Origin of the sequence: Microcoleus sp. Pol1C5, assembly GCF_036701115.1 — a bacterium.
Classification (GTDB): Bacteria; Cyanobacteriota; Cyanobacteriia; order Cyanobacteriales; family Microcoleaceae; genus Microcoleus.
Window position 1 is genome coordinate 167313 of record NZ_JAUBQE010000005.1, and the last position, 23236, is coordinate 190548.

20 protein-coding genes are annotated in these 23236 nt (G+C 46.8%); 11 read left to right on the forward strand and 9 right to left on the reverse strand.

The window, feature by feature from the left end:
• Positions 1–45 precede the first annotated feature (45 nt).
• Together lepB and QUA23_RS04750 are read right to left on the reverse strand one after the other, a co-directional pair.
• Entirely contained in the window at positions 46–639 is a 594-nt protein-coding gene (gene lepB, locus QUA23_RS04745) for a signal peptidase I (protein WP_333074027.1), read from the reverse strand.
• 398 nt (positions 640–1037) lie between these two features.
• On the reverse strand, positions 1038–3515 hold the full coding sequence (locus QUA23_RS04750) for an ATP-dependent Clp protease ATP-binding subunit (protein ID WP_006632591.1): 2478 nt from the start codon (positions 3513–3515) through the stop codon (positions 1038–1040).
• Between the two features lie 708 nt (positions 3516–4223).
• Here QUA23_RS04750 and QUA23_RS04755 point away from each other — a divergent pair.
• The 6 genes from QUA23_RS04755 (at position 4224) to QUA23_RS04780 (ending at position 11097) form a co-directional block, all read left to right on the forward strand.
• Entirely contained in the window at positions 4224–6287 is a 2064-nt protein-coding gene (locus QUA23_RS04755) for a histidine phosphatase family protein (RefSeq protein ID WP_333074025.1), read from the forward strand.
• A gap of 110 nt (positions 6288–6397) precedes the next feature.
• Positions 6398–7006: a hypothetical protein gene (locus tag QUA23_RS04760; RefSeq protein ID WP_333074023.1), complete on the forward strand. Its 609-nt coding sequence runs from the start codon at positions 6398–6400 to the stop codon at positions 7004–7006.
• A 32-nt stretch (positions 7007–7038) separates the two neighbouring features.
• On the forward strand, positions 7039–7356 hold the full coding sequence (locus QUA23_RS04765; protein WP_333074022.1) for a hypothetical protein: 318 nt from the start codon (positions 7039–7041) through the stop codon (positions 7354–7356).
• A 133-nt stretch (positions 7357–7489) separates the two neighbouring features.
• Positions 7490–9409, forward strand: a complete 1920-nt coding sequence (locus tag QUA23_RS04770) for a pentapeptide repeat-containing protein (protein WP_333074021.1) — start codon at positions 7490–7492, stop codon at positions 9407–9409.
• Positions 9410–9896: 487 nt separating this feature from the next.
• Complete coding sequence (locus tag QUA23_RS04775) at positions 9897–10466, forward strand: hypothetical protein (protein WP_333074020.1); 570 nt, start codon at positions 9897–9899, stop codon at positions 10464–10466.
• A gap of 355 nt (positions 10467–10821) precedes the next feature.
• A complete protein-coding gene (locus tag QUA23_RS04780; protein WP_333074018.1) occupies positions 10822–11097 on the forward strand; it encodes an urea transporter in 276 nt (91 codons plus the stop codon).
• A gap of 328 nt (positions 11098–11425) precedes the next feature.
• Here QUA23_RS04780 and rimI read toward each other — a convergent pair whose 3' ends face one another.
• On the reverse strand, positions 11426–12124 hold the full coding sequence (gene rimI / locus QUA23_RS04785) for a ribosomal protein S18-alanine N-acetyltransferase (RefSeq protein ID WP_333074014.1): 699 nt from the start codon (positions 12122–12124) through the stop codon (positions 11426–11428).
• A 158-nt stretch (positions 12125–12282) separates the two neighbouring features.
• Here rimI and lysA point away from each other — a divergent pair, with 158 nt between their 5' ends.
• From lysA to QUA23_RS04800, 3 genes are all read left to right on the forward strand, one after another.
• On the forward strand, positions 12283–13716 hold the full coding sequence (gene lysA, locus QUA23_RS04790) for a diaminopimelate decarboxylase (protein ID WP_333074013.1): 1434 nt from the start codon (positions 12283–12285) through the stop codon (positions 13714–13716).
• A 208-nt stretch (positions 13717–13924) separates the two neighbouring features.
• Entirely contained in the window at positions 13925–14818 is an 894-nt protein-coding gene (gene cdaA / locus QUA23_RS04795; protein ID WP_333074012.1) for a diadenylate cyclase CdaA, read from the forward strand.
• A 20-nt stretch (positions 14819–14838) separates the two neighbouring features.
• The gene (locus tag QUA23_RS04800) at positions 14839–15585 is read left to right on the forward strand and encodes an isoprenyl transferase (protein WP_333074010.1); all 747 of its coding nucleotides are present in this window, start codon (positions 14839–14841) and stop codon (positions 15583–15585) included.
• Between the two features lie 112 nt (positions 15586–15697).
• Here the strand turns inward: QUA23_RS04800 and QUA23_RS04805 are convergent, their stop codons facing one another.
• From QUA23_RS04805 to QUA23_RS04820, 4 genes are all read right to left on the reverse strand, one after another.
• Positions 15698–15970 (reverse strand): DUF3143 domain-containing protein, encoded by a 273-nt coding sequence (locus tag QUA23_RS04805; protein ID WP_333074008.1) that lies wholly within the window; start codon positions 15968–15970, stop codon positions 15698–15700.
• Positions 15971–16046: 76 nt separating this feature from the next.
• Complete coding sequence (locus tag QUA23_RS04810) at positions 16047–16526, reverse strand: J domain-containing protein (RefSeq protein ID WP_333074007.1); 480 nt, start codon at positions 16524–16526, stop codon at positions 16047–16049.
• A gap of 151 nt (positions 16527–16677) precedes the next feature.
• Positions 16678–18264, reverse strand: coding sequence for a chloride channel protein (locus QUA23_RS04815; protein WP_333074005.1), 1587 nt, complete (start codon positions 18262–18264; stop codon positions 16678–16680).
• A gap of 396 nt (positions 18265–18660) precedes the next feature.
• Positions 18661–20094, reverse strand: coding sequence for a hypothetical protein (locus tag QUA23_RS04820; protein ID WP_333074004.1), 1434 nt, complete (start codon positions 20092–20094; stop codon positions 18661–18663).
• A 74-nt stretch (positions 20095–20168) separates the two neighbouring features.
• Here QUA23_RS04820 and QUA23_RS04825 point away from each other — a divergent pair, with 74 nt between their 5' ends.
• Positions 20169–20699, forward strand: coding sequence for a pentapeptide repeat-containing protein (locus tag QUA23_RS04825; protein ID WP_333074002.1), 531 nt, complete (start codon positions 20169–20171; stop codon positions 20697–20699).
• A gap of 14 nt (positions 20700–20713) precedes the next feature.
• Positions 20714–20782, forward strand: a complete 69-nt coding sequence (locus tag QUA23_RS04830; RefSeq protein ID WP_333074225.1) for a hypothetical protein — start codon at positions 20714–20716, stop codon at positions 20780–20782.
• Between the two features lie 305 nt (positions 20783–21087).
• Here QUA23_RS04830 and QUA23_RS04835 read toward each other — a convergent pair whose 3' ends face one another.
• Together QUA23_RS04835 and QUA23_RS04840 are read right to left on the reverse strand one after the other, a co-directional pair.
• Complete coding sequence (locus QUA23_RS04835) at positions 21088–21342, reverse strand: hypothetical protein (RefSeq protein ID WP_333074001.1); 255 nt, start codon at positions 21340–21342, stop codon at positions 21088–21090.
• Positions 21343–21517: 175 nt separating this feature from the next.
• Positions 21518–23233, reverse strand: a complete 1716-nt coding sequence (locus QUA23_RS04840; protein ID WP_333074000.1) for an N-acetylmuramoyl-L-alanine amidase — start codon at positions 23231–23233, stop codon at positions 21518–21520.
• Positions 23234–23236 lie beyond the last annotated feature (3 nt).

The window sequence follows — 23236 nt, forward strand, 5'->3', positions numbered from 1 at the left end:
AGGGCATTGGGCTGGCGATGACAACAGTCACACTGTCAACTGACTTCAAACTTGACCGATGCGTTCTAGAGGCCAAAATCGCACGACAGCGCGGCCGATGATGTTCTGCTTAGGTAAAAATCCCCACCTGCTGGAGTCATTGCTGTTGTTGCGGTTGTCTCCCATCACGAAGTATTCATTGTCTGGGACGCGATAAGGCCCCCACTGGTATTTAGGAGGTTCGGCAATATATTTTTCGTCGAGGGGTTTATCGTTGAGATAAACTAAACCTTTTTTAACGGCGACGGTTTGACCCGGTAAGCCAATTACCCGCTTGATGAATGCTTGGTCTTGGGTAAAGCCTTGTTCTTGCAACTTTTCGGGAGGGGCAAATACTACGATGTCACCTGTTTTGGGAGGTTCGAGGTAGTAAGAGATTTTTTCGACGACGACCCGATCGCCCACGTGCAAAGTGGGTACCATAGAATCTGAGGGTATGTAGCGCGGTTCGGCGACCAAGGCTCGAATCACTATTGCTAAACTCAAAGCAATAATCACTATCTGAAGATTTTCTCGCTGCGACTTCCACGCTTTCTGCCACCAGCTTTCAGGCGGATTTTCTGCTACTTGTGTACCCAATTTCTTTTTTTCAGATGTCATGAAAGTCCTCGCTATATAGTTGCCACTAATTATCTGATTAAGCTCGCTCAGCATTTAAATTGCATCTCAAGAAATAATCCAACCATGAGCGAGCTGGGCACGCGAACCCGCCCAAAATATACAATTTAAATGCTATCCAGCTTACCATTGAAGTATGTCGCTGTTAATTACTAGACGTGAAGTGCAGGCATTCGCAAACAATCTTGAAAAGCATCTGCGTTGCATCTGCGGTTTCCCTATCAATCAAAGCTTTATGCCATAACTATCCTCTTGATATTAACTCATAAAAAAGGCAGAGAATTTAAATTCTCTACCTTTTTTATGTGAGGATTTTGAGTTGTTTGCGATTACGAGATTGGTTATTTCCAAACTTAACTCGCGATCGCACTTACTCAAACTTACTCAGCGCCTTGGGGCAGCAATTCCCGCTTTTGACCTTGCAGCACCTTAACAATTCCGTCCTCGCCCACATCCACAACAGCGGTGTCACCGTCTTTGATGCGGCCAGAAAGGATTTCCTCAGCCAAGCTGTCTTCCAGCAAGCGCATGATGGCGCGGCGCAGGGGCCGGGCTCCGTAGCTGGGGTTGTAGCCTTCTTCTACCAGCCGCTCTTTGAATTTTTCGGTCACTTCCAGGGTGATTCCCTGTTCTGTCAAACGACCGAACACTTCTTTGAGCATGATGACCGCGATTTCCTTGACTTCTTCCTTGTTCAACTGGCGGAAGACGATAATTTCGTCGAGTCGGTTGAGGAATTCGGGGCGGAAGTAGTTTTTGAGTTCTTCGTTAACCAAAGAACGAATGCGGTTGTAATTAGCATCGGCTTGGTTGTCGCTGAACTCGAAGCCGAGGCCGCCGCCGCCTTTTTCAATCACCTTAGAACCGATGTTTGAGGTCATGATCAGCAGCGTGTTTTTGAAGTCCACGGTGCGACCTTTGGCATCTGTTAAGCGGCCGTCTTCCAATATTTGCAAAAGCATATTGAAGACATCGGGGTGGGCTTTTTCGATTTCGTCGAACAGCACGACGGTGTAAGGACGGCGGCGGACTGCTTCTGTGAGTTGGCCGCCTTCGTTGTAGCCGACGTAGCCCGGAGGAGAACCGATGAGTTTGGAGACGGTGTGCCGTTCCATGTACTCCGACATATCCAACCGAATCATCGCGTCTTCGGAACCGAAGAAGTAGCCGGCTAGGGCTTTGGTGAGTTCGGTTTTGCCGACGCCGGTGGGCCCGGAGAAGATGAAACTGGCGATCGGGCGATTGGGATTTTTCAAGCCAACGCGAGCGCGACGGATGGCGCGGGAAACGGCTTTCACTGCTTCTTCCTGTCCGATCAAGCGCTGGTGCAAGGTATCTTCCATGTGCAGCAGCTTTTCGGATTCGGATTCGGTCAGTTTGTTTACCGGGACGCCCGTCCAGCTTGCCACGATTTGAGCGATATCTTCTTCGGTGACTACTGGCGATGGGTCGGTTTCGCCGGTGCGGGCCGAGTCGGTTTTTTTGGCTTGGGAAATAGCGCGAATTTCGGCTTTGATCGTCATTTCTCGATCGCGCAATTCGCCGGCTTTGTCAAAGTCTTGAGAACGCACCGCTTCGTCTTTATCTTTGAGGACTTGGCGCAGTTCTTTGTCAAGTTCTTTGGCTGCGGGGGGCAGTTGGGAGTTGATCAAGCGAACTCTAGAACCAGCTTCGTCTACCAAGTCAATTGCTTTGTCTGGGAGGAAGCGATCGGAGATGTATCGGTGAGAGAGTTTGGCTGCAGCTTCGAGGGCTGTATCCAAGATTTTCAGCTTGTGGTGCTGTTCGTAGCGTTCTCGCAGACCGAAGAGAATCTCGATCGTCTCGTCAACGGTGGGTTCGCCGACCATGACGGGCTGGAAGCGCCGCTCTAGGGCTGCATCGCGCTCGATGTGCTTGCGGTACTCGTCGAGGGTCGTAGCACCGATACACTGGAGCTCACCTCTAGCCAAAGCCGGCTTGAGAATGTTCGCTGCGTCGATCGCCCCTTCAGCCGCACCTGCACCGATCAAAGTGTGCACTTCGTCAATCACCAAAATCACGTTACCCGCCGTGCGGATTTCGTCCATGATTTTTTTGAGGCGTTCTTCAAATTCGCCCCGGTATTTGGTACCGGCGACGAGCAAGCCGATGTCGAGGGTGACGACGCGCTTTTCTTCAAGGATGTCTGGGATGTCGTTGTTAGCAATGCGCTGGGCGAGACCTTCGGCGATCGCAGTTTTACCAACTCCCGGTTCGCCAATCAGCACCGGATTATTTTTGGTGCGGCGACCCAGGATTTGAATTACCCGTTCGATTTCTTTTTGGCGTCCGACTACTGGGTCTAGTTTGCCATCGACCGCCATTTGAGTAAGGTTGGCTCCAAATTCGTCGAGAGTTGGAGTTTTGGTGCGAGCGCCGCCGCCAGTGGCTGCGACTTCTGCGGTTTCTCCCAGCATCCGAATCACTTGGGTGCGGACTTTCGACAAGTCTACTCCCAGATTTTCTAAGACTCTGGCCGCTACTCCTTCACCTTCGCGGATCAGGCCCAGCAGCAGGTGTTCAGTGCCGATGTAGTTGTGTCCGAGTTGGCGAGCTTCTTCTAGGGATAGTTCTAGAACCCGCTTGGCGCGGGGGGTGAACGGAATTTCGACTGCTACGAAGCCGGAACCGCGCCCGATGATTTTTTCCACTTCAATGCGCGCGTCTTTCAGGTTGACGCCCATTGATTTGAGGACTTTTGCTGCAACCCCGGTTCCTTCACCGATCAGACCCAGGAGGATCTGTTCTGTCCCTACGAAGTTGTGACCCAGGCGGCGAGCTTCTTCCTGGGCCAACATGATTACTTTTATTGCTTTTTCTGTGAAGCGTTCAAACATGATTTATTCCCATCACCTGCTGCTATGTGCCCGTTTCGAGGTCACGCTCGCACAACGAGCGTTTGTGTTCGAGTGTTAACTCGTACTGCTTATTCTAGCGCGACACTCCCAACCTATCTGCCGCACTCGGCTGCGGTTGCAGATTCCAGGCTCATGTTGCAGGGTGGCTTTCAACTGGGAAGACCCAAATGGTGGCTGACCTACAACCTCCCCTAGACTGCAAGAAGATTGCTCTTCTCGGCCCGTGCCCAACCTACGACTGCGTATTGATGGATTCTAGCATAATCTTTTTGGCTGTCATGCAGGCGCAAAATGGATATTTCTCCAAGTGACAGGCCAGGTTTTGTACAAAACTTATTAGTTAGATTCACGAGCGATCCCCTAAACTCACCCTTAAGCTGTTGTCCATCTCAAGGATCTGTTGGTTTGGGAGGGCGAGAGCGAGCTGGGCTTTCTTTATCTAAAATTTTGCCCCCGATTCGTTGAAGATTTGGGTATTGTTCCTGTTGTCAGTTGTGCGATCGCTCCTGAGCAATTAGTGAGTGTTGATAGGCTCTGAGGGGTTTGGCTCAGACTATACTCAGCACGGTTCAAGACCTTGCTTTCGTAGCAGAGTGCTTTGGTCGTTAACTCGTCAGACTTAAAAGTCTGAAACTTCTATTTTGGAAAAGAATCTAAATCCTGTTTAAGGCGTAGTGAAAGTAAATAATGAACACTAGAAACTTAGATGACCAGGTAGAAAGTACCGAAAATGGAGCGATCGAAGTTACAAGTAAATTCCAGGATGCAGCCACAAAAACTTCTGCAGCTTCACACAAAGAATTCAATGCAGAACAGCTAGGACGTGTCTACTTTATTCGGCACGGTGAAAGTACCAGTAACGAACGCAACATTTTTGCAGGAGTTCTGGATGTTGACCTCACATCCTTTGGCCGATTGCAGGCGCGACGTGCAGGTGTTGACCTGAAGAAAAAAGGTACAAAGTTTGACGCAGTATATGTCTCCCACATGAGACGCGCACGGCAAACCTGTGAAATCGCCCTTGCTGAAAGTCAGGCACTAAAGTCGCCCGATACTCCCGTTCAAATCGACCATCGAATTAGTGAAAAATCCTTTGGCATTTTTGCGGGGCGCAACCTAAATCTGCTGCGTCTAGCACTGGGCTACGAAGGCTTCGAGGAAATGTTGCATTCACATAACGAAGCACCTCCGGCTGGCGAAAAGATTGCCCAAGTTTACTCTCGCGCTGCCCGTTTCTACGAAGACAAAATAGTACCGCACTTGGAACGCGGTGAAACAATTCTAGTAGTGTGCCATCAATATGTATTGGAGCCTCTAGCACTTTATTTAAGCGGTCTACCGCCGACAGCTTATAAACACCTGAAACTCCCCAATGGCAAAGCTCTCAGCGGTGTGGATCTCGTGAAGTTTCGCGACAAGGAATCTGGTGGTGCGGCTTCTGTGCGAAAAGAGATCAACGATCTTTCAATTATGTGGGCGATTTTGATCTATGCCGCCGCCTTTTTGCTGGGAAGCTTAGCAAGGGCAATCAGCACCTCAGAAGCAGGGATTCCGTCAGTCCTATTTCGAGCAATAATCGTTGCGTGTCTTGCCGCCTCAACTTTTTATACTTATCTAGACATTGACTTTGCAGCGAGTAAACGCAAAGTAACCTCTACTGTGAAGTATCTAGTTTACGGGTGGATGGCAGTGCGATGGGCAGTTGGGCTATTTTTAATATTTTCTGGATTTTTGTATCAGAGCGAAGCGGATCTGTACAAAGTTTTGTGGGTGCTGTTTTGGATGGTTCCCCCAGCCCTTACTTCCCCAGTTTTATCCGTGCTTTGGGGCGGCAATCTTTATCCGTCGGCTTTATTGTCAAGAACGCTATCAATCGTTGCTCCACTGGCGCTTTTGGCTACATTGAAGGTTGCCAATTTACCCATTAACGTTGACAGCCTGATCTTTTTCGGCATCATTCTAATTGTAGGTCTGGCAATACCGGGTGCGATCGCCCAGTTTTGGCGCGACAAATCCCCGGTTGAATCAAACCACCACAGTAAAAACTGGAAATTCATCGGAGTGCTTGCTGTCGCATTCCTGGCCTTGGCAACAGGGTTTCAGTTTACTCCCTCAACCTTCATTTCGGATCTATTTTCTTCAACCGATCCGAACCGCTCGCTAGCCTGTCTGCAACAACTAGCAATTGCAACTTTAGTGTTTGTCTCGATGCGCGTTTTGGCTGTATTAACCTCAGCATTTACGAAGGGCAAGCTTAGCAAGGCAGAAGCTCGTGATGCTTATATCCTGCTTGTGAATCCAAACTTTTTCCTTTGGGCGGCTCTTTTCATCGGAGTTAGTGCAACAGCAAATCCCGAAGCCGTAAAATATGCAATTTTTTGGGCAGCGCTGGGGTTCTTCTGCATACCACTCATCGAACAGATATTGTTCATGAATTCTTTTGGCAATGACATACTGAGAGAAACACTGCGTTCTTCGAGAGTGGTAACAGAAGATATCAAAAAGCTTTTCCTGCAATTGGATACGGATGGAAGTAAGGCGCTCGATCGAACTGAGATTATGGAGTTGTTAGGGCTAATCGAAGATATGACAACAGGCGAACGCAGCTCTGAAGAAGTCAGGAAATACGTCACTGATTATCTTTTCAACATTCTTGACAGCGATAAAAATGGCAGTGTTGATTTAGCGGAATTAGAAGAGTACATATCAACGTATGGGTTAGTTGCTAACCTTAACGTTGCTCAAATCTAAACTTTGGCTCAATAAGCCATAACATCTTTGCTTAGGGTAGGGGTAGTCAAGGCACAAAACCTAGGAAATTTCCCAACCGAAAACCAACTCTACCCTTTTATTTACATTTATTGAGGAAACGCTCTCTGGCAAAAATCGCTCTCAAATCGTTGCCAGAAGTCTGCCAGCGCATCGAAGTAATTGGCAAGATACTCCAAGTCAAAAAGCGTGATGGACGCCTCGTTGCTACTGGTTGGAATAATGAGCATTTGGCAGTTACACCCAATGAATCAAAGGAAGTTCGCGATCGCGTGTTGTTGCCCGATCGGTCTCCCGACCGGGATGCCTTGGGTATTCCTTGGGAACTCATTCATGCCCATGATGTCACACCCGGCAGCCATGAAGGCGTGATTGACACCACAATTCAATATGAGGCAAGAGTATCAATTTCGATGTTTCACTCGGATGAAGTCAATGAAGAAGCTATACTGTTTGCCAACTGGGCTTACCGCAGTATTCATGACGCCATTATTCCTTATCGGTACGCGATCGCTGGAAGCGCTCTCTTATGGCTGATACAACTGCCTGATTCCATAGAAATTCTCTGTTCGGCAGCAGCGGATGGTGCAATACTTACGGAATTTCGGCTACCTGCATTAACTACAAAGACTTTGAAAATAATAAAATTCGACGATGTAAGTCCTGTGGTTTTCAGTGAGATCAAAAAAATACTTGCGTGAGTACCTTAAAACTAGGAAGAGGAAAATATCCAATGAATTTAGACAAGTTTGTACTAGCACAAAATATGGCTTTTCTAATAGCCATTCCACCAGAAAGTAATTTAGCGAAATTGCTCTCCTTTTGCTTAGCGACAAAGGCTAGAAAAAAGACGACCGGAACAGAAATCTTAAAAATAACCTGTGACCTAATGGAAAACCCATCTAATTTGCCCTATTGGACTCAAGACGTGATGGGGCTAGATTTAGATTACACCAGTGAAGAGTGGAAAGCTTTAGGAGAAATGGGAATCAACGATGCAGATGAGTTTATGGCTACCCTGCGGCAAGAGTTGGAAAATTTAAGTTTGTAGTATCTGGCCCTGGCGTCAGGAAATAAACTATCAGGTTTCACACACTCGATCAACAGCACTCATCAGATCGGGATAGTTAAAAAACCCTGTCTAAAGACAAGGCATAGTCAACTTTCAAGAGAGAAACAACAATATGTCTTTAAATGTTGAACTTTTAGAGCAAAGTTTTGAGAAAATCAAACCTCGTGCTGATGAATTTGCTGCTAGCTTCTACGAAAACCTGTTTAAACTTTATCCAGAAGTCAAACCGCTATTTGCCAATACCGAGATGGCAAAGCAACAGAAAAAGCTGCTTAATTCTCTGGTTTTGGTAGTAGAAAATCTTCGTTCTCCAGAGGCTTTAGGGCCAGTTCTCAACATACTGGGAGGCAGACACGTCAGTTATGGAGCGATCGCCAATTCTTACCCGGCAGTTGGAGAAGCACTACTAATCACCTTTGAGGAGTATCTTCAGGAAGATTGGACTATTGAAGTCAAACAAGCATGGATCGATGCCTACGGAGCGATTACTGCTTTGATGTTAAAAGGCGCAGGTGTAGTTTCTACACCTGAAGAAGTTCCATTAGAAACAGAGATTATTCCCGATAAACAGGTAAGTATAGCAGCTAACCACGAACTTGATCCCGTTCCAGAAACACCGCCAAAATTAGCCGTTGATGTACTCGAAAGCAGTTTCGATAAGATTAAACCTCGTGCTGATGAATTTGCCGCTAGCTTCTACGAAAACCTCTTCATCGCTCACCCTGAATTTAAACCCCTGTTTGCTAATATAGATTTAGAAAAGCAACAAAAAAAGCTCATAAATGCTTTGGTATTGGTAGTAGAAAATCTCCGCTCTCCAGAAGCTTTAGGGCCTGTTCTCAATGCCTTGGGAGGCAGACACATCGGCTATGGGGTAATTCCCAAATATTATGGGCCAGTTGGAGACGCACTGCTGATGGCTTTTGAGCAGTCTCTCCAAGAAGATTGGACTCCCGAAGTCAAGCTGGCCTGGACAGATGCCTACAGAGCAATTACTGGTTTGATGTTAAAAGGCGCAGGTGCAGATTCTTCACCAAATGTTGTCGCAGATAAAAAAGATGTCACCCACCATCAGCCAAAAGAATCACAGACACAATTACTGAACGAATATAAGCCGATCGCGCCACCAACCGAGGAAGAGAAAAAGCCTTTAGTATCTATTCAATTGGATGGTGAAGTTATCCAAAAAATGCTCTCGAAAATAACTGATAGTTATCAGCAATTTCAGGGTCAATCACTCATTCACCGCTTGGGTGAAGTTCTCAAAGGAATTTTAGGAAAATTCATTGATAATTTTTGGACACAACCCGCCTGGTTAGTGGCTAGTGTTTCAGCAGTTCTGTTCATTATAATTTATGTGGCGGCGGATGATAATTCTCTGATTGGAGAGGTTTTGCAGAGTGTTGATGCTCTTAGTATGGTCGTTGCTTTAATTTTATTCATTAAGGAAGCTCCGGATCGTCGGAAGCAATTTCATTACCAAGCTTGGAGTATAGTTGATGCAGCACACGGCGTAAAAGTTAGCTATGCAAGAATTCTGGCACTCCAAGATTTGAATGAGGATGGTGTTTCTCTTAGAGGTTTGGATGCTATTGGTGCAGAGTTAATAGATATTAATCTCTCCCGGGCAAATCTCAGTGACACCAAATTGAGTGAATCCGACCTCAGTAATGCTAATCTGAGCCACGCTAACCTCAATAATGCTAACCTCAGTCAGGCTAAATTGAGTGGCGCTACTCTCAGTCATGCCAACCTGAGTTTTGCTCGATTAAGTCAGGTTAATTTCAGTAGTGCCAACCTCAGTGGCGCTAATTTAATTTGTGCGGACTTGAGTAACGCAAATATGAGCGGTGTCAATTTGACGAATGCTAGTTTGAGTGGTGCTAACCTGAAGAGTGCCTACCTAAGTGGTGCAAATCTCAAAGGTGCTAAAGTTAGCATTTCTGATCTGAGTGGTGCTTTGCTCACAGGTGCTGTTATGCCTGATGGCTCAAAATATAAGTCTCTGGAAGATGGAATCACAAATAAATAAATTGATGCCAGCTTTTTTATGACCTTAATATCTGTTTTTATACTAAAATGGTCGCGTCGCCCTTTTAGTATAAAAGCTTTGGCTTACGGAAATGCGATCGCAGGGGAGGAAACCTGTTGACCTGGAATCGTTTCATTAAAGTGCTGCTCATAACAAGAATGAAAATAGCAACATTGACACTGAGATTAATCTCCTCTACACTATAAATGACTACGAAAAAACTTTCTAATTCGTTCTCATTCTCTTTCTAAGTTCTGTCATTATCCACTACCACAAAGGTTAAAACCAACTATGACGACATCTCAAAATATGTAAACCCTCTACTCTTGGGCATCATTTTTGAGCAGCATCTGAAAATCAGGGAAACCTAACACAATTAAAAAAAGATAAATCAACAGAATCAGGTAGAATCTATTTAGAATATATTGTATAGCTACAAATAGCGAAAAGTTTTCCTGACAAAATTACTATCATACAAGAACCTAATATGCAACCGCAAAAACCCGTTCAAGCCGCAGTTGAAGACTTGCAAAAAAGGCATTCTCGTCGTTCCGGTCGGCGAGATCGTTTTTTTAAAAATCTCAAAGAAAAACATCCCAATTTTCACACTTTCTACGTATTTATCAACATTATTGCTATTTGGACTGGTGCTTTCACTATATTTGACTCATGGGCTGTCGGAGAAAATTTGTTAGAAGCACCCGCCCCTGAATTTTATCTAGAAAGTATTCTGCGCTTTCTGAGTTTGCTAGCTGTTGGCCTGATAATGCTTCTCTTAGACGACCTCTCCTTAAAGGAGTTGCTATTTGGGAGAACAACTCCTTCAGAAAAAGCTTTTGAGGCTATGAATTTTAGAGAGAAAGTCTTTCATAAATTCAAAAATAAGTATCCCAGCTTGTCTACTATTTATACTCTAATTGCAATCATCTTATGTTGGTGCGGCGTCTGGGGTTGCTTTTACAAAGTTCCGCTGCAACCATTCTTGCGGGCAGTGCTATCAGTTTTTGGTGGTTTCTTCTTGCTTTATATTGACGATATGAAGCTGGACGAACTTTAGGCTTATCGGTCTTTATATTATCAAAATTTGTGAAAAATAATGGTCAAAAAATGCCAAAACATATATTGTAAATACGAAGTGGATCGCAGCGGTTTCATGGCTGAAGCCGACTCGGAAAAAATGGCTTAGTCTCAGGCAGGAGTTATGGGTTATCAACCGGGCCATTACTGTACAACATCATTCGTTACGTTTGCGAGAGCGGGTCTGTCTTATACTATGGTTTCTATTGCGTTATCTGTAATTTGAGTGGAATTTTGCCAATCTAAAGATTAGGCCTTAAACCACTTCATTTAGGCGGAAAACTCCTTTAATTTATTTGCTCAAAACCGACAAACCCATAAGCAACGCTCATTCTATGGCTACCACAACCGACGAGCCATTACCTTTACACGAAGTTATTTCGCGGATTTTGGCACCGGAACCCTCCTTCCAGAAGCCGAAGAGACTCCTCGCGGGATTGGGTACAATGCAAGCCCTCAATCAGCGCCTGGAAAATCAACCCCTGCTGGATTTCATCAACGCCACTTTGCGGGGAATTAGTCAGGTCATTTTCGTCAACAACCCTTTGAGTGGATTGCTAATCCTCGCTGCTATGTTCATTCAGTCTCCCTGCCTAGGAAGCATGAGATAATGACTATCTTGGGCGGTGTAGTTTTTTGGCAAGAGAGCACTGTTTAGTGGGGAACCGAGTCCGCTATCCATCGCTGCCGTTGACGATTTGCAAGTTCTTGTTATCTACTCAGATGCTGTAAATACGATGATTGAACGTCAACCCACCTTGGGGCGCGAGATCGGTCAAATTATCGAAGCGCGAAGCAAAGCGGTAAGGATGGCCCGGCAGGCAGATGTTTCTTCCCATGCTGAGGTTGATTCCCTATGAGGATTTTGAACTAAATTGATATCGAGTAACCAATTATTCGTCAATACAACTTAAAGGCGCAATAAGTTACATTCTCAACTCAAAATTTATCGATCGCCAAATGCCAGTTTTTCTGACGCAGCCGATCGCAAATTTGCACTTTCTCAACCGCTAAATATTGCTGAAATTCTGGTTTCTCTATGCCGCTGCGCCACATTACCAGAGCATCTTCTCCGGTGTCTTCGTAGTACCGTTTCCGCCGTCCTGCCTCTTTAAACCCAAATTTTTGGTAAAGAGAAACTGCGGCTAAATTAGATTCCCGCACTTCTAAAGTTGCCCGTTCTAATTGTCTATAGTGAGCCTTTGTTAGTAAATCCCAAAGCAGGGCTTGTCCTAAACCCTGACCTTGAAAGCGAGGATGAATTGCCAAAATTGTAATGTGAGCTTCTTCTAAAATTGCCCACAGGCAACCCAAACCGATCAGGGTTGGGCTAAGTTTTGAGTTGGGAGTTGCTGGCGAGCATCTCTCAACACTGAGCGGTTTTGAGTTGAGAATGCTGTTCGGCTCGATCGACTCGAGTTCGCTCTCGAATCCTTCTGATGCGCCGACCTCGGTTTCCGAGGCCCACAAACCCAGTAAATCGCTGTTAGGACTGCCTAACTCACGCCCATAACCTTCTAAAGTCCACAGTCCGCCAAAACAGAGGCGATCGAGTTCGACTGCACTGTTGAGGTCTTCGGCGGTGAGATGTTTAATTTGTAGAAAACGCACGGCTGTAAATTGTACACTGGAAAACACAGTAGCGATTAGCTGTTTGTTGCTAGTTTTGAGTCATGACTCACAAGTCTCCAGACATTAGTCTACTGCCAACGACCAATGACTGCTGATTAATGACTGCCGACTGCTGACTGCTGATTAATGACTGCTGACTAATAACCTAGGATAGTTATTGCGCGATGGTATCAACTCAATCTTTCGGGGTCGAATCGGGACTTAAGTATCTGTCTGAGTCGAAGCCGGCCCTGCAAAATCGATCGCCCAATCAAGAACTGTTACCGCTGACAGCCAGTGTTAACAGCAGCGATCGGTTGGAAATCGGAGGCTGCGAGGTGACAGCTTTGGTGGAGCAATTTGGCTCGCCGTTGTATATTTTAGACGAAGAAACGCTGCGGGCGGCTTGCACCCAGTACCGGGATGCTTTCGAGCGTTACTATCCGGGCGAATCCCAAGTGCTTTATGCTTCTAAAGCTTGGAGTTGTTTGGCAATTTGCGCGATCGCAGCTTCGGAAGGCTTAGGCATAGATGTCGTATCCGCCGGAGAAATCCACACTGCACTGCAAGCCGGCGTCAACCCCGACAAAATCTACTTCCACGGTAACAACAAGTCTCGCGAGGAACTACAGCTAGCTGTCGAAAACGGCTGCATTACCGTAGCCGACAATTGGCGGGATTTAGAGACTTTAGCAGAGTTGGGAAAATTGGGTGTCAGCAGCCTCACAGGTGGACCGACACGAGTTATGGTGCGGTTTACTCCTGGAATTGAGTGTCACACCCACGAGTACATTCAGACGGGTCAAATCGACAGTAAATTTGGCTTCGATCCCAACTCACTCGATCGAGTATTTACTTTCATCAGCCAACAGCCGTCGTTATTTTGCGTCGGAGTGCACGCTCACATCGGCTCTCAGATTTTTGAACTGCAACCCCATGACGATTTAGCTGAAGTCATAATTCAGGCCTTGACAAAAGCACAGAGTTATGGTTTGCCAGCAACAGAAATTAATATTGGCGGTGGGTTGGGCATTCGCTATACTGAAGCGGACGATCCTCCTAGCATTGAAGATTGGGCTCGTACGATTTGCAAGGCAGTGGTAGCAGCTTGCGAGCGGCAGCAATTGCCCTTGCCTAAATTGCTTTGCGAACCTGGTCGATCGCTCGTGGGTACAGCTTGCGTTACAGCTTACACCGTTGGCTCTAAAAAAGTCATTCCGGAAATGCGGACGTATATAGCTGTCGATGGCGGAATGTCGGACAATCCGCGTCCTATTACCTATCAATCAGTTTATCGAATCCTCGCAGCCGGCAAAATGTCTGCTCCCTTAACGGAAACAGTGACAATTGCTGGGAAACACTGCGAATCAGGCGATGTTCTGATTAAAGATGCCAAATTGCCAGAGTGTGGGGCCGGAGATATCCTAGCCGTTCCGGCTACAGGGGCATACAATTACAGCATGGCTTCTAACTACAACCGAGTGCCCCGACCGGCAGCGGTTTTAGTTAGAAATGGGGAAGTTAACACGATTATACAGCGGGAAACTTACCAGGATTTGCTGAGGCTTGACCGCCTTCCTGAACGACTCGGAGCTCAAAAGTTAAAAGTTAAAAGTTAAAAGTTAAAAGAAAGACAATCCATGTTTACTTAGTGATGATTGCCTTTTCACTTTTAACTTTTGCCTTGTTCAGTCATGCGATTAGATTGACATTCCCCGGTCTAAAAACACGGGGATTTTCAGCATATTCCTTATAACAACTGTTCATGGTTCATGGGTTCGAGTGCATCACGGTTCGCGGTTCACAGGCGGTAGCGTTCGATGAACCATGAACAATCAACAATCTGGCTATGACTTTAGCCTCGTTCAGTCCTTATTGATTCAAGGGATAGATATTGGACTGGTTTTTGCCCTCGCGTATTTGGTGCTCGTCATTGTTGGCGAGCGCAGAACGCTGTGGATGGTACGGGGATTTATTATTTTGATGCTGGCGGCGGCGGTGAGCAACTGGGCTGGATTGAGGCTATTGCACGTTGCCCTCAACAGCTTGGTGACTGGTTCGGCTGTGGCAATGGCGGTCATATTGCAGTCGGAGTTTCGCCGATTTCTGGAACAATTGGGTCGGGGGGAATTTCGGCAATTGTTTGGACGCGATCGCCGACCAAATCCCGAACCGGACAGCGTAATAGATGAAATTGTGGACGCAGTAAAAGAACTTTCGCAAAACCGCACGGGCGCTTTACTAATTATAGAAACAGATTCTCCGATCGACGATCGAGATTTTTCAGTGCCGGGACTAAAGTTAAATGCTGAAGTTTCTAAAGAATTGCTGCAGACAATCTTTCAGCCGCAAACTTTGCTGCATGACGGAGCTGTTTTGATTCGAGGTTCGCGGATCGTCTCGGCGGGGGTAATTTTGCCTTTGTCCGATCGCAGCGCGTCGCGGCAGTTGGGAACCCGCCACCGGGCGGCGATGGGGATTACGGAACGGGTGCAAGCTTGCGTGTGCGTGGTGGTGTCCGAGGAAACAGGTTCTATTTCTTTAGCGCAGATGGGAATGTTAAATCGACCTTTGACTAGCAGCAAACTTAAGGAATTGCTGGAAGCAAAGCTGTTTCCGTCCGAGGGAGAAAGAGTTGTGGCTCCAATTCCGATCGGCAATCTCGGACGCCAGATAGGATTGAAGGGAGTGACGCTGTTAAAACGGATACTGCGCCGTTAGTCGGGTAATCGGGAGAAACCATGAGTCAAGGAATTTGCTTGGAAAAGTTGCCGGAGGATCTGCAACAAGAACTACTGCCTAAGCACATAGCAGTGATTATGGACGGGAACGGGCGCTGGGCTCAGAAGAAGGGGTTGCCGCGGATTGCGGGACACCGCCGAGGAGCTAGCACTTTGAAGGAACTGCTGCGCTGCTGCAAAGATTGGGGGATTCCAGCTTTAACGGCCTATGCTTTTTCGACGGAGAATTGGGGGCGGCCGGCCGGGGAAGTGGATTTTTTAATGAGTTTGTTTGAGGGAAAGTTGCGGCAAGAATTGCGCGAGATGGTGGACGAGGACGTGCAAATTCAATTTATGGGGAATTTGCAGGCTTTGCCGAAGTCTTTGCAGGCCCAAATCGAGCGTTCTGTGACGGCCACTCAGCACAATCAGGGGATTTTGTTTACGGTGGCGACGAATTACGGAGGGCGTCAGGAGATTGTACAAGCTTGTCGGGCGATCGCCACTCAGGTGAAAGAGGGCAAGTTGCAGCCGGAGGAGATTGATGAGGTTTTATTTAAACGCTATTTGTATACTGCTGATGTTTGTGACCCGGATTTGCTGATCCGAACGAGTGGGGAAATGCGGTTGAGCAATTTTTTACTATGGCAAATGGCTTATTCGGAAATTTACATTACTGAGACGCTGTGGCCGGATTTTGATCGATCGGAGTTTCACCGCGCTTTGTCTACTTATCAGCAACGCAACCGCCGATTTGGCAAAGTCTAACTATTTTGGATTTTAGATTTTGGATTTTAGATTAATTTTTCACTTTCCAATTATGTAGATTCTGAAATGTATTTCTCAATCTAAAATCTAAAATCGCCAATCTAAAATCAAATTAGGGGCCGGAGAAAATGGCCGCTTCAATGTCCTGACGTGAGAGGGAGTATTTGAATGCTCGCTGAATGTCTTGGCCGTCGGCTCCAGCATCGATGTAGCGGACGGTAAGTTGGTCAATATCGAGGGAGAGTTCTGCTTTCCATGTAAGTTGCTCGATCTGCCAGCAGTGGAGTTCTCGCCGATCTTGCTGGCAGCCGCGGCTTTTTAGCCACTGCTCGATTTCTGGGAGTGGATGGTTGTATAAAGGAGTGTCAGAGGAAGGAAGAGTCATGGGATTTTAGATTTTAGATTGGGGATTTTAGATTGGGGATTTCCGATTGAGGATTGGAGATTGGGGATTTGAGGCTTTAATTGCCGCGAATTAAGCCGATCGCGATCGCCAGTACCAAACATCCGATTAAGCTAGCTCCCATGATAAACAGGGCGAACATTTCTCCGGGGGAAAGAGGTCGATCCGTGGGATCTAGGTAAGCGGAGTTGGAAGTTTTTTTGCCAGAGCCCGAAACCGGAGCATCGAAGCCTGGGGGCGGCCCAATCACGTTCAGGCGAGAATAGCCTATTTTGAGGTCGTAGGCGAGGCGACGTTCTGGGTTGCTGAGGGTGGCGTAGGCGTTGTTGAGCTGCTGAAATTTGGCGGTGGCGACTGCGGATGGCAGGTCGGTGGTATCGGGATGGTAGAGTTTACTCAGTTCCCGGTACGATCGCCGAATTTCGATCGCTGAGGCTGAAGGATGCAGCCCTAACAAGCTGTAATGAGTGGAACCCAAGGGGGTTTTTCCGGGTATTTTTTGACTTTTGTTTTTTGCAGTTGCCTCGTTTCCTGCCACCGAAGCCCCTCTCTGCCTATTGTTAATAATATTTGGTTATTTTAGCGGAAATCTGAAGGAAGAGGAATTAACCGCAGAGGGCGCGGAGAACGCAGAGGGAAGAATTCTCAATTCTCCCGTTCTTTGGCTGTTGCTGCTGTCACGCTGTTTTTTATTCTTTATTGGGGTTGACTTTTTCCGAGGAATGTCGATTTGCTAGGGCTAGCACTGGAGAGTCGGTGGGTTCTCGTCGATCGATACTGTGTTCGCCGTCGGTGGGAAGTGGGCAAGAAATCAACTCTGTGACGATGCGATCGCCCAGAACATCTTCCCAATCCTGCAACTGTTCTCTGGCTTGGATCGGTGTATTGAGAGCCACGTCTACGCCCATTTGCTGAAGGTTGAGGCTGTGGGCTGTCGATCGACGGTTGACACACTCCACCAGCCAAACGCTCAATCCGACTGCTGCCATCAAAGGCAAGACAATCCGATAATCGCGGGTTAATTCAAACATCAATAGGATGGCTGTCAGGGGTGCTCTGGCACTGCCGGCAAGCACGGCGGCCATTCCCACCATTGCGTAGGCGGGAGGGCCGGCGACTCGATCGCTCATTGCCGGCAGCATTTCCAAAAAGAGGCCGTAAGCCGAACCCAGGGAAGCTCCCAAAAACATCGCCGGAGCGAAGATACCGCCCACTAAACCGCTGCCGAGGCTGATTGCTGTCATCGCCAGTTTTACAAACAGCAGCAGCAGCAGCAAAGGCAAGGAAAATTTAACATCTTGGAGCATTGCTTGGACTGTTTCGTAGCCGACACCCAAAATTTGAGGAAATTGCAGGGCGACTAAGCCGACGCAGGCCCCGCCGATGATGGGCTGAAGTGGCCGGGGCATTCGTCCGAGCCAAGCAAATCCTCGGATTTTGCCTTGAAAACAGCGATCGGCCAATTGAATTGCTTCTGTGTAGGCTAGGGAGACTCCGCTCGCCAAAAGTCCCAATCCCATGTACAGAGGTAGTTCTAAGGGGCTGCGGACATCGTAAACCGGCAAAGAAAAGGCCGGCTGAGCTCCCAAGCAGATTTGAGCGATGAGCGCGGAAACTACGGCGGAGAGCAAGACAACGCTGACTGACGAAGTGGCGAAGGTGCTGCCGAGCACGACTTCTAAAGCAAAGAAGACTCCGGCGATGGGAGAGTTAAACCCGGCGGATAAGCCTGCAGCAGCTCCGGCGCCGAGGAGCAAGCGCTGCCGTTCTGGGGAGAGCTGCAAGACTTGAGCCAGCAGCATTCCAAAATTAGCGCCGATTTCGACGCTAGGGGCTTCCGGGCCGAGGGAGGCGCCGGTGCCGAGGGAAACTGAGGCGGCCACCATTTTGGTGATGGGTTTAAGGGGGGAGAGTTCTTGCAGCCCGCGGGTGGCTGCAATTAAGGAAGACATATTCGGGCCAAAGTCCCGAAACCGCCACCGCATCAGCCCGATGATGACTCCGCCGAGGGTGGGAATGCAGGCTAGCGTCCAAGAGCCTTTCGACGCGATCGCACCCATGAAGTCTTCCAGCATCAGACTGTGGATGAAGTGGATGAGGTAGTGAAATGTGACGACGCCTGCGCCCGTCACTCCCCCGATCACTAGGGAGAGGATGAGCAGGAGGGTTTCTGGGCTGGGGTGCAGGCGGGTGAATAGCGGGCTTAGTCGGGAGGCTTGGGGAGTTGCTGCAGTTGGCCCGGGTGGCGGCAGATCCACAGGAGGGATGGCTCTCATTTAGCGGTTAATTCTTCGGTGAGAAGTTATATAATATTACAATTTATTTCTTATTTTCATTTTGAGTGATTTTAGGGGAATTGACAACTTAATTAAGGCGTATTTTAGGGTAAATTTTTTGGGCGGGCCGCTTGGGTGGAATGACTGATTCTGAGGAGCGGCGGATTTGGCGTGATTGTATGCTAAGTTACATTCAAACTTAGATATACTCTGGCGATAATGCTAATTAACTATATTTAGCGTGTTGGCGTTTAGGGCGATCGCATCAGTGAACGGGTAATATCATATAACTCAGTGAAAAACAACATTCAGATTAAATAATTGACGATTTGAGATTTTATCTTAAAACCACAAATCTCAAATCTCCAATTTTAAATCCCTCGATCGCGCATACTATCACATCGGTTGTTCAGTGGGGGGGATTCTTTGTCTGGGTTTGGCGATCGACATTAGCGGATCGCCTATGGTGGCGACTTTCCAGGGTGGGGATTCTAGCTGGCGTGCTGCGATTAAAAGGGGTGAGCCTCGCTTCAGGCGATCGACCATTAATTTAGGTGGAATAAATGCAGATAAAAAAGGTTCGTTGACGCTGCCAATATATGCGTAAGCACCATTTTCTAACCACCTTCCGGCAACCGTGTTGTTGTCATCTGGGGCGGCTGCTGACCAACTGTGGATCATGTGGATTGCTGCGGGAAATAGGAGTTTTGGTATGTCCTCAACTGAAGCGTCGCCGTTGCCGACTTGGAATGATTTGGGGTAGCCTTTGGAATTCATTAATATTAAGTCAAATGTCCACGGTTTTGAGGCTAAACTCCGCCACTTTTCCAGGCTCGATTCTGGTTTTTGCACTACTTCGACATTCAAACCTATGGTTTTTAGTCCGCTAGCTGCTGCCTCCATTTCATATTTCCCCCAATTTCCTTCCTTGGGGTAACTGTCATAAAGCATGGCGGTTTCGGTATCGAGAAATATGGCACACATGGCTTGATAGATCGATCGTACCTCGGAACCGTAAATCCAGCCGGCAGCCGCCCAGCGTTCGCCGTTGGGGTGCCGTCCCAAACCGTCGGTAACGGCTAGTTGTTCGTCGGGTTTCTCAGGAGATTGATATTTGACTGGTAGTTGGCGTACAATGGTTATTGTGTCGATCGGGTCTGCGAGTTGAGAGTAAAAATATCCAGTTGATTCGACAGCTTTTGTAACTGCTAGTTGCAGATTTTTCCACTGTGTGTTATTGAGGGTATCGTTGGGTTTTCCGAAGTTGCCTTCTAGAAAGACTAAAGGTTGACCGTGAGCGGCTGCTAAGGCAACTGCTGCAGAACGTGCGGGGTCGTTTTCTGATGTGATTACTACTCCTGGGGGTTCCCAGCCGAGTTCAGTCCATTTTGCCTTTAAGGTTTGAGTATCGGTGGCATTCCAAGCTGCTGCTGATGCGTTCAGCATTAATTGTTGGAGTTTTTGATTTTTTGGCAGTTGCGGTTTGATGCTGGGCAAACGCACTATTTCCTCGGGTTGAAAGCGCTGCAAAAACATGGGCGCATATTTTTTGTCTTCGATGAGAATAGGCCAGTTTCCTTTGAGATTCCATTTTTGGATTGCTGCTAAGAATGTGGCTTCGTCTGGTACTAAAACTACGCGGTTGATTGTTGGTATGTTGTCGCGAAGGATGGCTGTTCGGAGGCCTGTTTGAATTGGCCAGGGTTCTTGTTTGGCTGAGGCGGGAAGCTGAAAGGGTTTTTTGAAAATACGATCGCACCCGACACCGATTATTGCTAGGATGGAGATAAGGGCGATCGTCAGGAACTTAAATTTTAACGGTTTTTTCATAGGGGCAGGGGAAGGAAGGAACTAGGTTATAAATACGAACAATTATCGAAATATTTTTAGGGGACTGCAAGCGGATGTTTCGAGGCGCGGGACAAAGGAAGATTGTAAGTGCGATCGGGCTGGCCATTTTTAGTATTATTGCCTTAGCAACCACAGGTTTAATAATTTTCGCAGCGAACCGTTCGTCAGTCAAGCATCAAGTCCGGCAATTGCTGACAGCGAGGGAATGTCAAGGTTGCAATTTTTCCGGGGCGAATTTGAGCGAAGTTTTTCTGGAAGGCGTCAATTTAGAAAAAGCCAACCTAAAAGATGCCAATTTGTGGAGCGGGCATTTGGTAAGTGCTAACTTGAAACAGGCAAATTTGGCTGGGGTTTACCGGATAGGCAGCAATTTGGCAGGGGCAAATTTGGAGGGAAGCAATCTAGAAAATGCGTTTTTAGAGGATGCTTATTTGGGAGGGAGTAATTTGAGAACTGCTAACTTAAGAGGTGCTTTTATGAAAGGTATTTTTCTCGTTAACGCTGATTTGGAAGGGGCAAATTTGGAGGGTGCTAATCTGTGGATGGCTAATCTGGAAAGTGCTAATTTGAAGGTGCTAATCTGAGAAATGCTTGGCTGTTGGATACTAATTTGGCAGGGGCGAATTTAAAGGGTGCGGTGATGCCTGATGGTACGCCGCACGAATGAAAGTCAGTTGATAGTTGTCAGTTGACAGTTGTCATTAATCAGAGGAGAGGGCGATCGCACCTGCAACCTTCATTTCTGGTTATTTGGTGAGGAGATGAAAGAGTAATGAAGTGCGATCGTCATCCTAATAGAGCAGATTATACAAGCGCGTCGGCTGCTTTAATCATCTATCTAACTTAGCCAGTCTTGGACGCACTCCGACTCCAGAAACCGGGTTTTTTACCGAATCTGCGGGTCACAACCTTTGTATTTTCGTAAAATAACTCGGTTTCTAAGCCCCTGTGCGTAAGTCATACCAACTTTACTTACGGACGTTCTGCAAATTTTTGCACGGCTTTTGGCGCAAAAGCAGCAACTAAAAAAGTAGTTGTAATGTATCTTCCCTCAGAATCTTTGCTAGTTAGTGTTATGGCGCCAAACACGATCGCTGCAATCAGCGCAATAAAACTCATGGCTCGCATTGTCGAGTATTTTCCATTATCCTCCTGAAAAATTTCTGCCAGCTCTTTTCCGCGATCGGAAGTATTGGGTTGAGTCTCAACGCTAGAAGAATGTGTCATTTGATTAATCTCCTAAATAGACATAGAAGTGAAACTAGAGGAAAGATCGATCGCACCTGTCATCTTCATTTCCTGTTGTCTGATGAGGGAATTAAGGAGTGACGACGTGCGATCGATCGCAGCTTGACCGTTATCGAAAAGATAGGCGCAAATTTTCCGCGCGAGCCAACTCGAATTAGGTAAGCTGTCTATCTAAAGCTTGGGGATTGAGTTGAACCAAATTACCATTGATAAAAAGGTAGGTACTCAAGTCCACATGAGGCGGATAGTCAAAATCAGAGCCAGCACCGGAACCTCCCATAATGGCAATTTTTTCACCTTGTCCAATTACTTGTCCCACACTGACTAAGATGTCTTGTAAGTGAGCAAATGCCTGATAGACTTGGTATCTTTTGCCTTTAAATTCATAGGTAACATCGAGTTGAAGGTGTATCCGTCGCCCATAACCGCCTTCTCTTCCTTGTTTCGTCACAGTTCCCCCATACCAAGCTTTCACTTTACGGTCAGAGACAACATAATCAATGCCAATATTGCGATTAGCTGGAGGTAAGGTTTTTAGTGACCCATCCAAGAAGATAGCTTGTAGTTCTGGTTTGAAAGAATGACCTTCAGGTTCCATATATCCACCCGTAATCGTAATGCTACCCAGAAGCGCATGAGAGAACTCTTGGTAATTACTGGGGTCAAGTTGACGTTCGGCGATGGTAATCGGGATATTTAAAGGACGACTGGTGGTGTCGATCGAATCATCATCTCCCTCTACTCTTGCGACGGTGATTTTTTGACCGGGGAAAATGAGATTAGCATTAAAAATGTTAGGATTAAGTGCTAACAGCGCATCCAAGGTCATATCATGCCGCTCGGCAATTGCTGAAAGAGTATCGCCTGGTTGTACAATGTAAAGCCCTAGTCCGCTAGGACTTAATCTCCCTGTGCTTGGACTTACATTATTTGAAAAATTTTTGGCAACCCACGCCTTAAATTTCGGCACGCTAATATTGTCAAGATCGTCGCCAAAAATATTACCCGGACAAGAGGTTTCGAGAACTTGTTTGTGAGCTTTGATATTTTCCTTGGGAATTTTATATTCCGTCATCAACCACTTAATTAGGTGGATGGATGATTTTTCCTGTACCTCCGTTAATCGGTCTCCTTCTTTAGCAACGTGTTCAATCCCAATACTGGTCTGATTGGCGCGGGCAGCGTGCCAAGCTTTATCCGTATCTTTGACCATTTGATAAATGTCGCCATTTTTATCAATGATATAGTGGGCAGAGACTTCCGATTCTGGGTTTTTAAACCATTCAATCGTTGAATTAACATTACCTGCGGTGGTGTAATGAACCACAATCGTATCGATATCAGCACCCGATCGACTGCTGTGATGGGGACTTTCGATAAACGCTTTGATTCGTGGTTTGGTAACAGGTTCAGCGGTTCCTGGATGATGATGACCTTGATGATCGGCATCAGCTAAGAGTTGTTTTGCCTCAGCATACAAATTTAAAACCTTGGCAACATAATTGCTGTCACCCGCATAAATGGGACCAATAAAGCGAATCAATCCTTCAGGGGAGTCTGCATTATTGCGCCATCCTTCGTAGGGATCACGGTCTAAAAAATGCCAGTAGCCTTGAATAAATTTTTCCAGACTTGCAAATTTGCAGTATTTGTCCCAACCATCACCAGCTTCGTAATCTACAAGTGTCGCAAATCCTGTCATTTCGTCTCGCCATTTCAAACCGCCAAAATTCAGGTGCTCGATGGCGAGACGGCTAGTTCCTCGACCAGATTCTAGAAGCCATTGAGCAATGGTAATCCCCTTAAGTTGAGGAAACTCAATGGTCATTTTTGCGTAAATTTTAATCAGTTGATTGAAAAGTTGACTCATGTC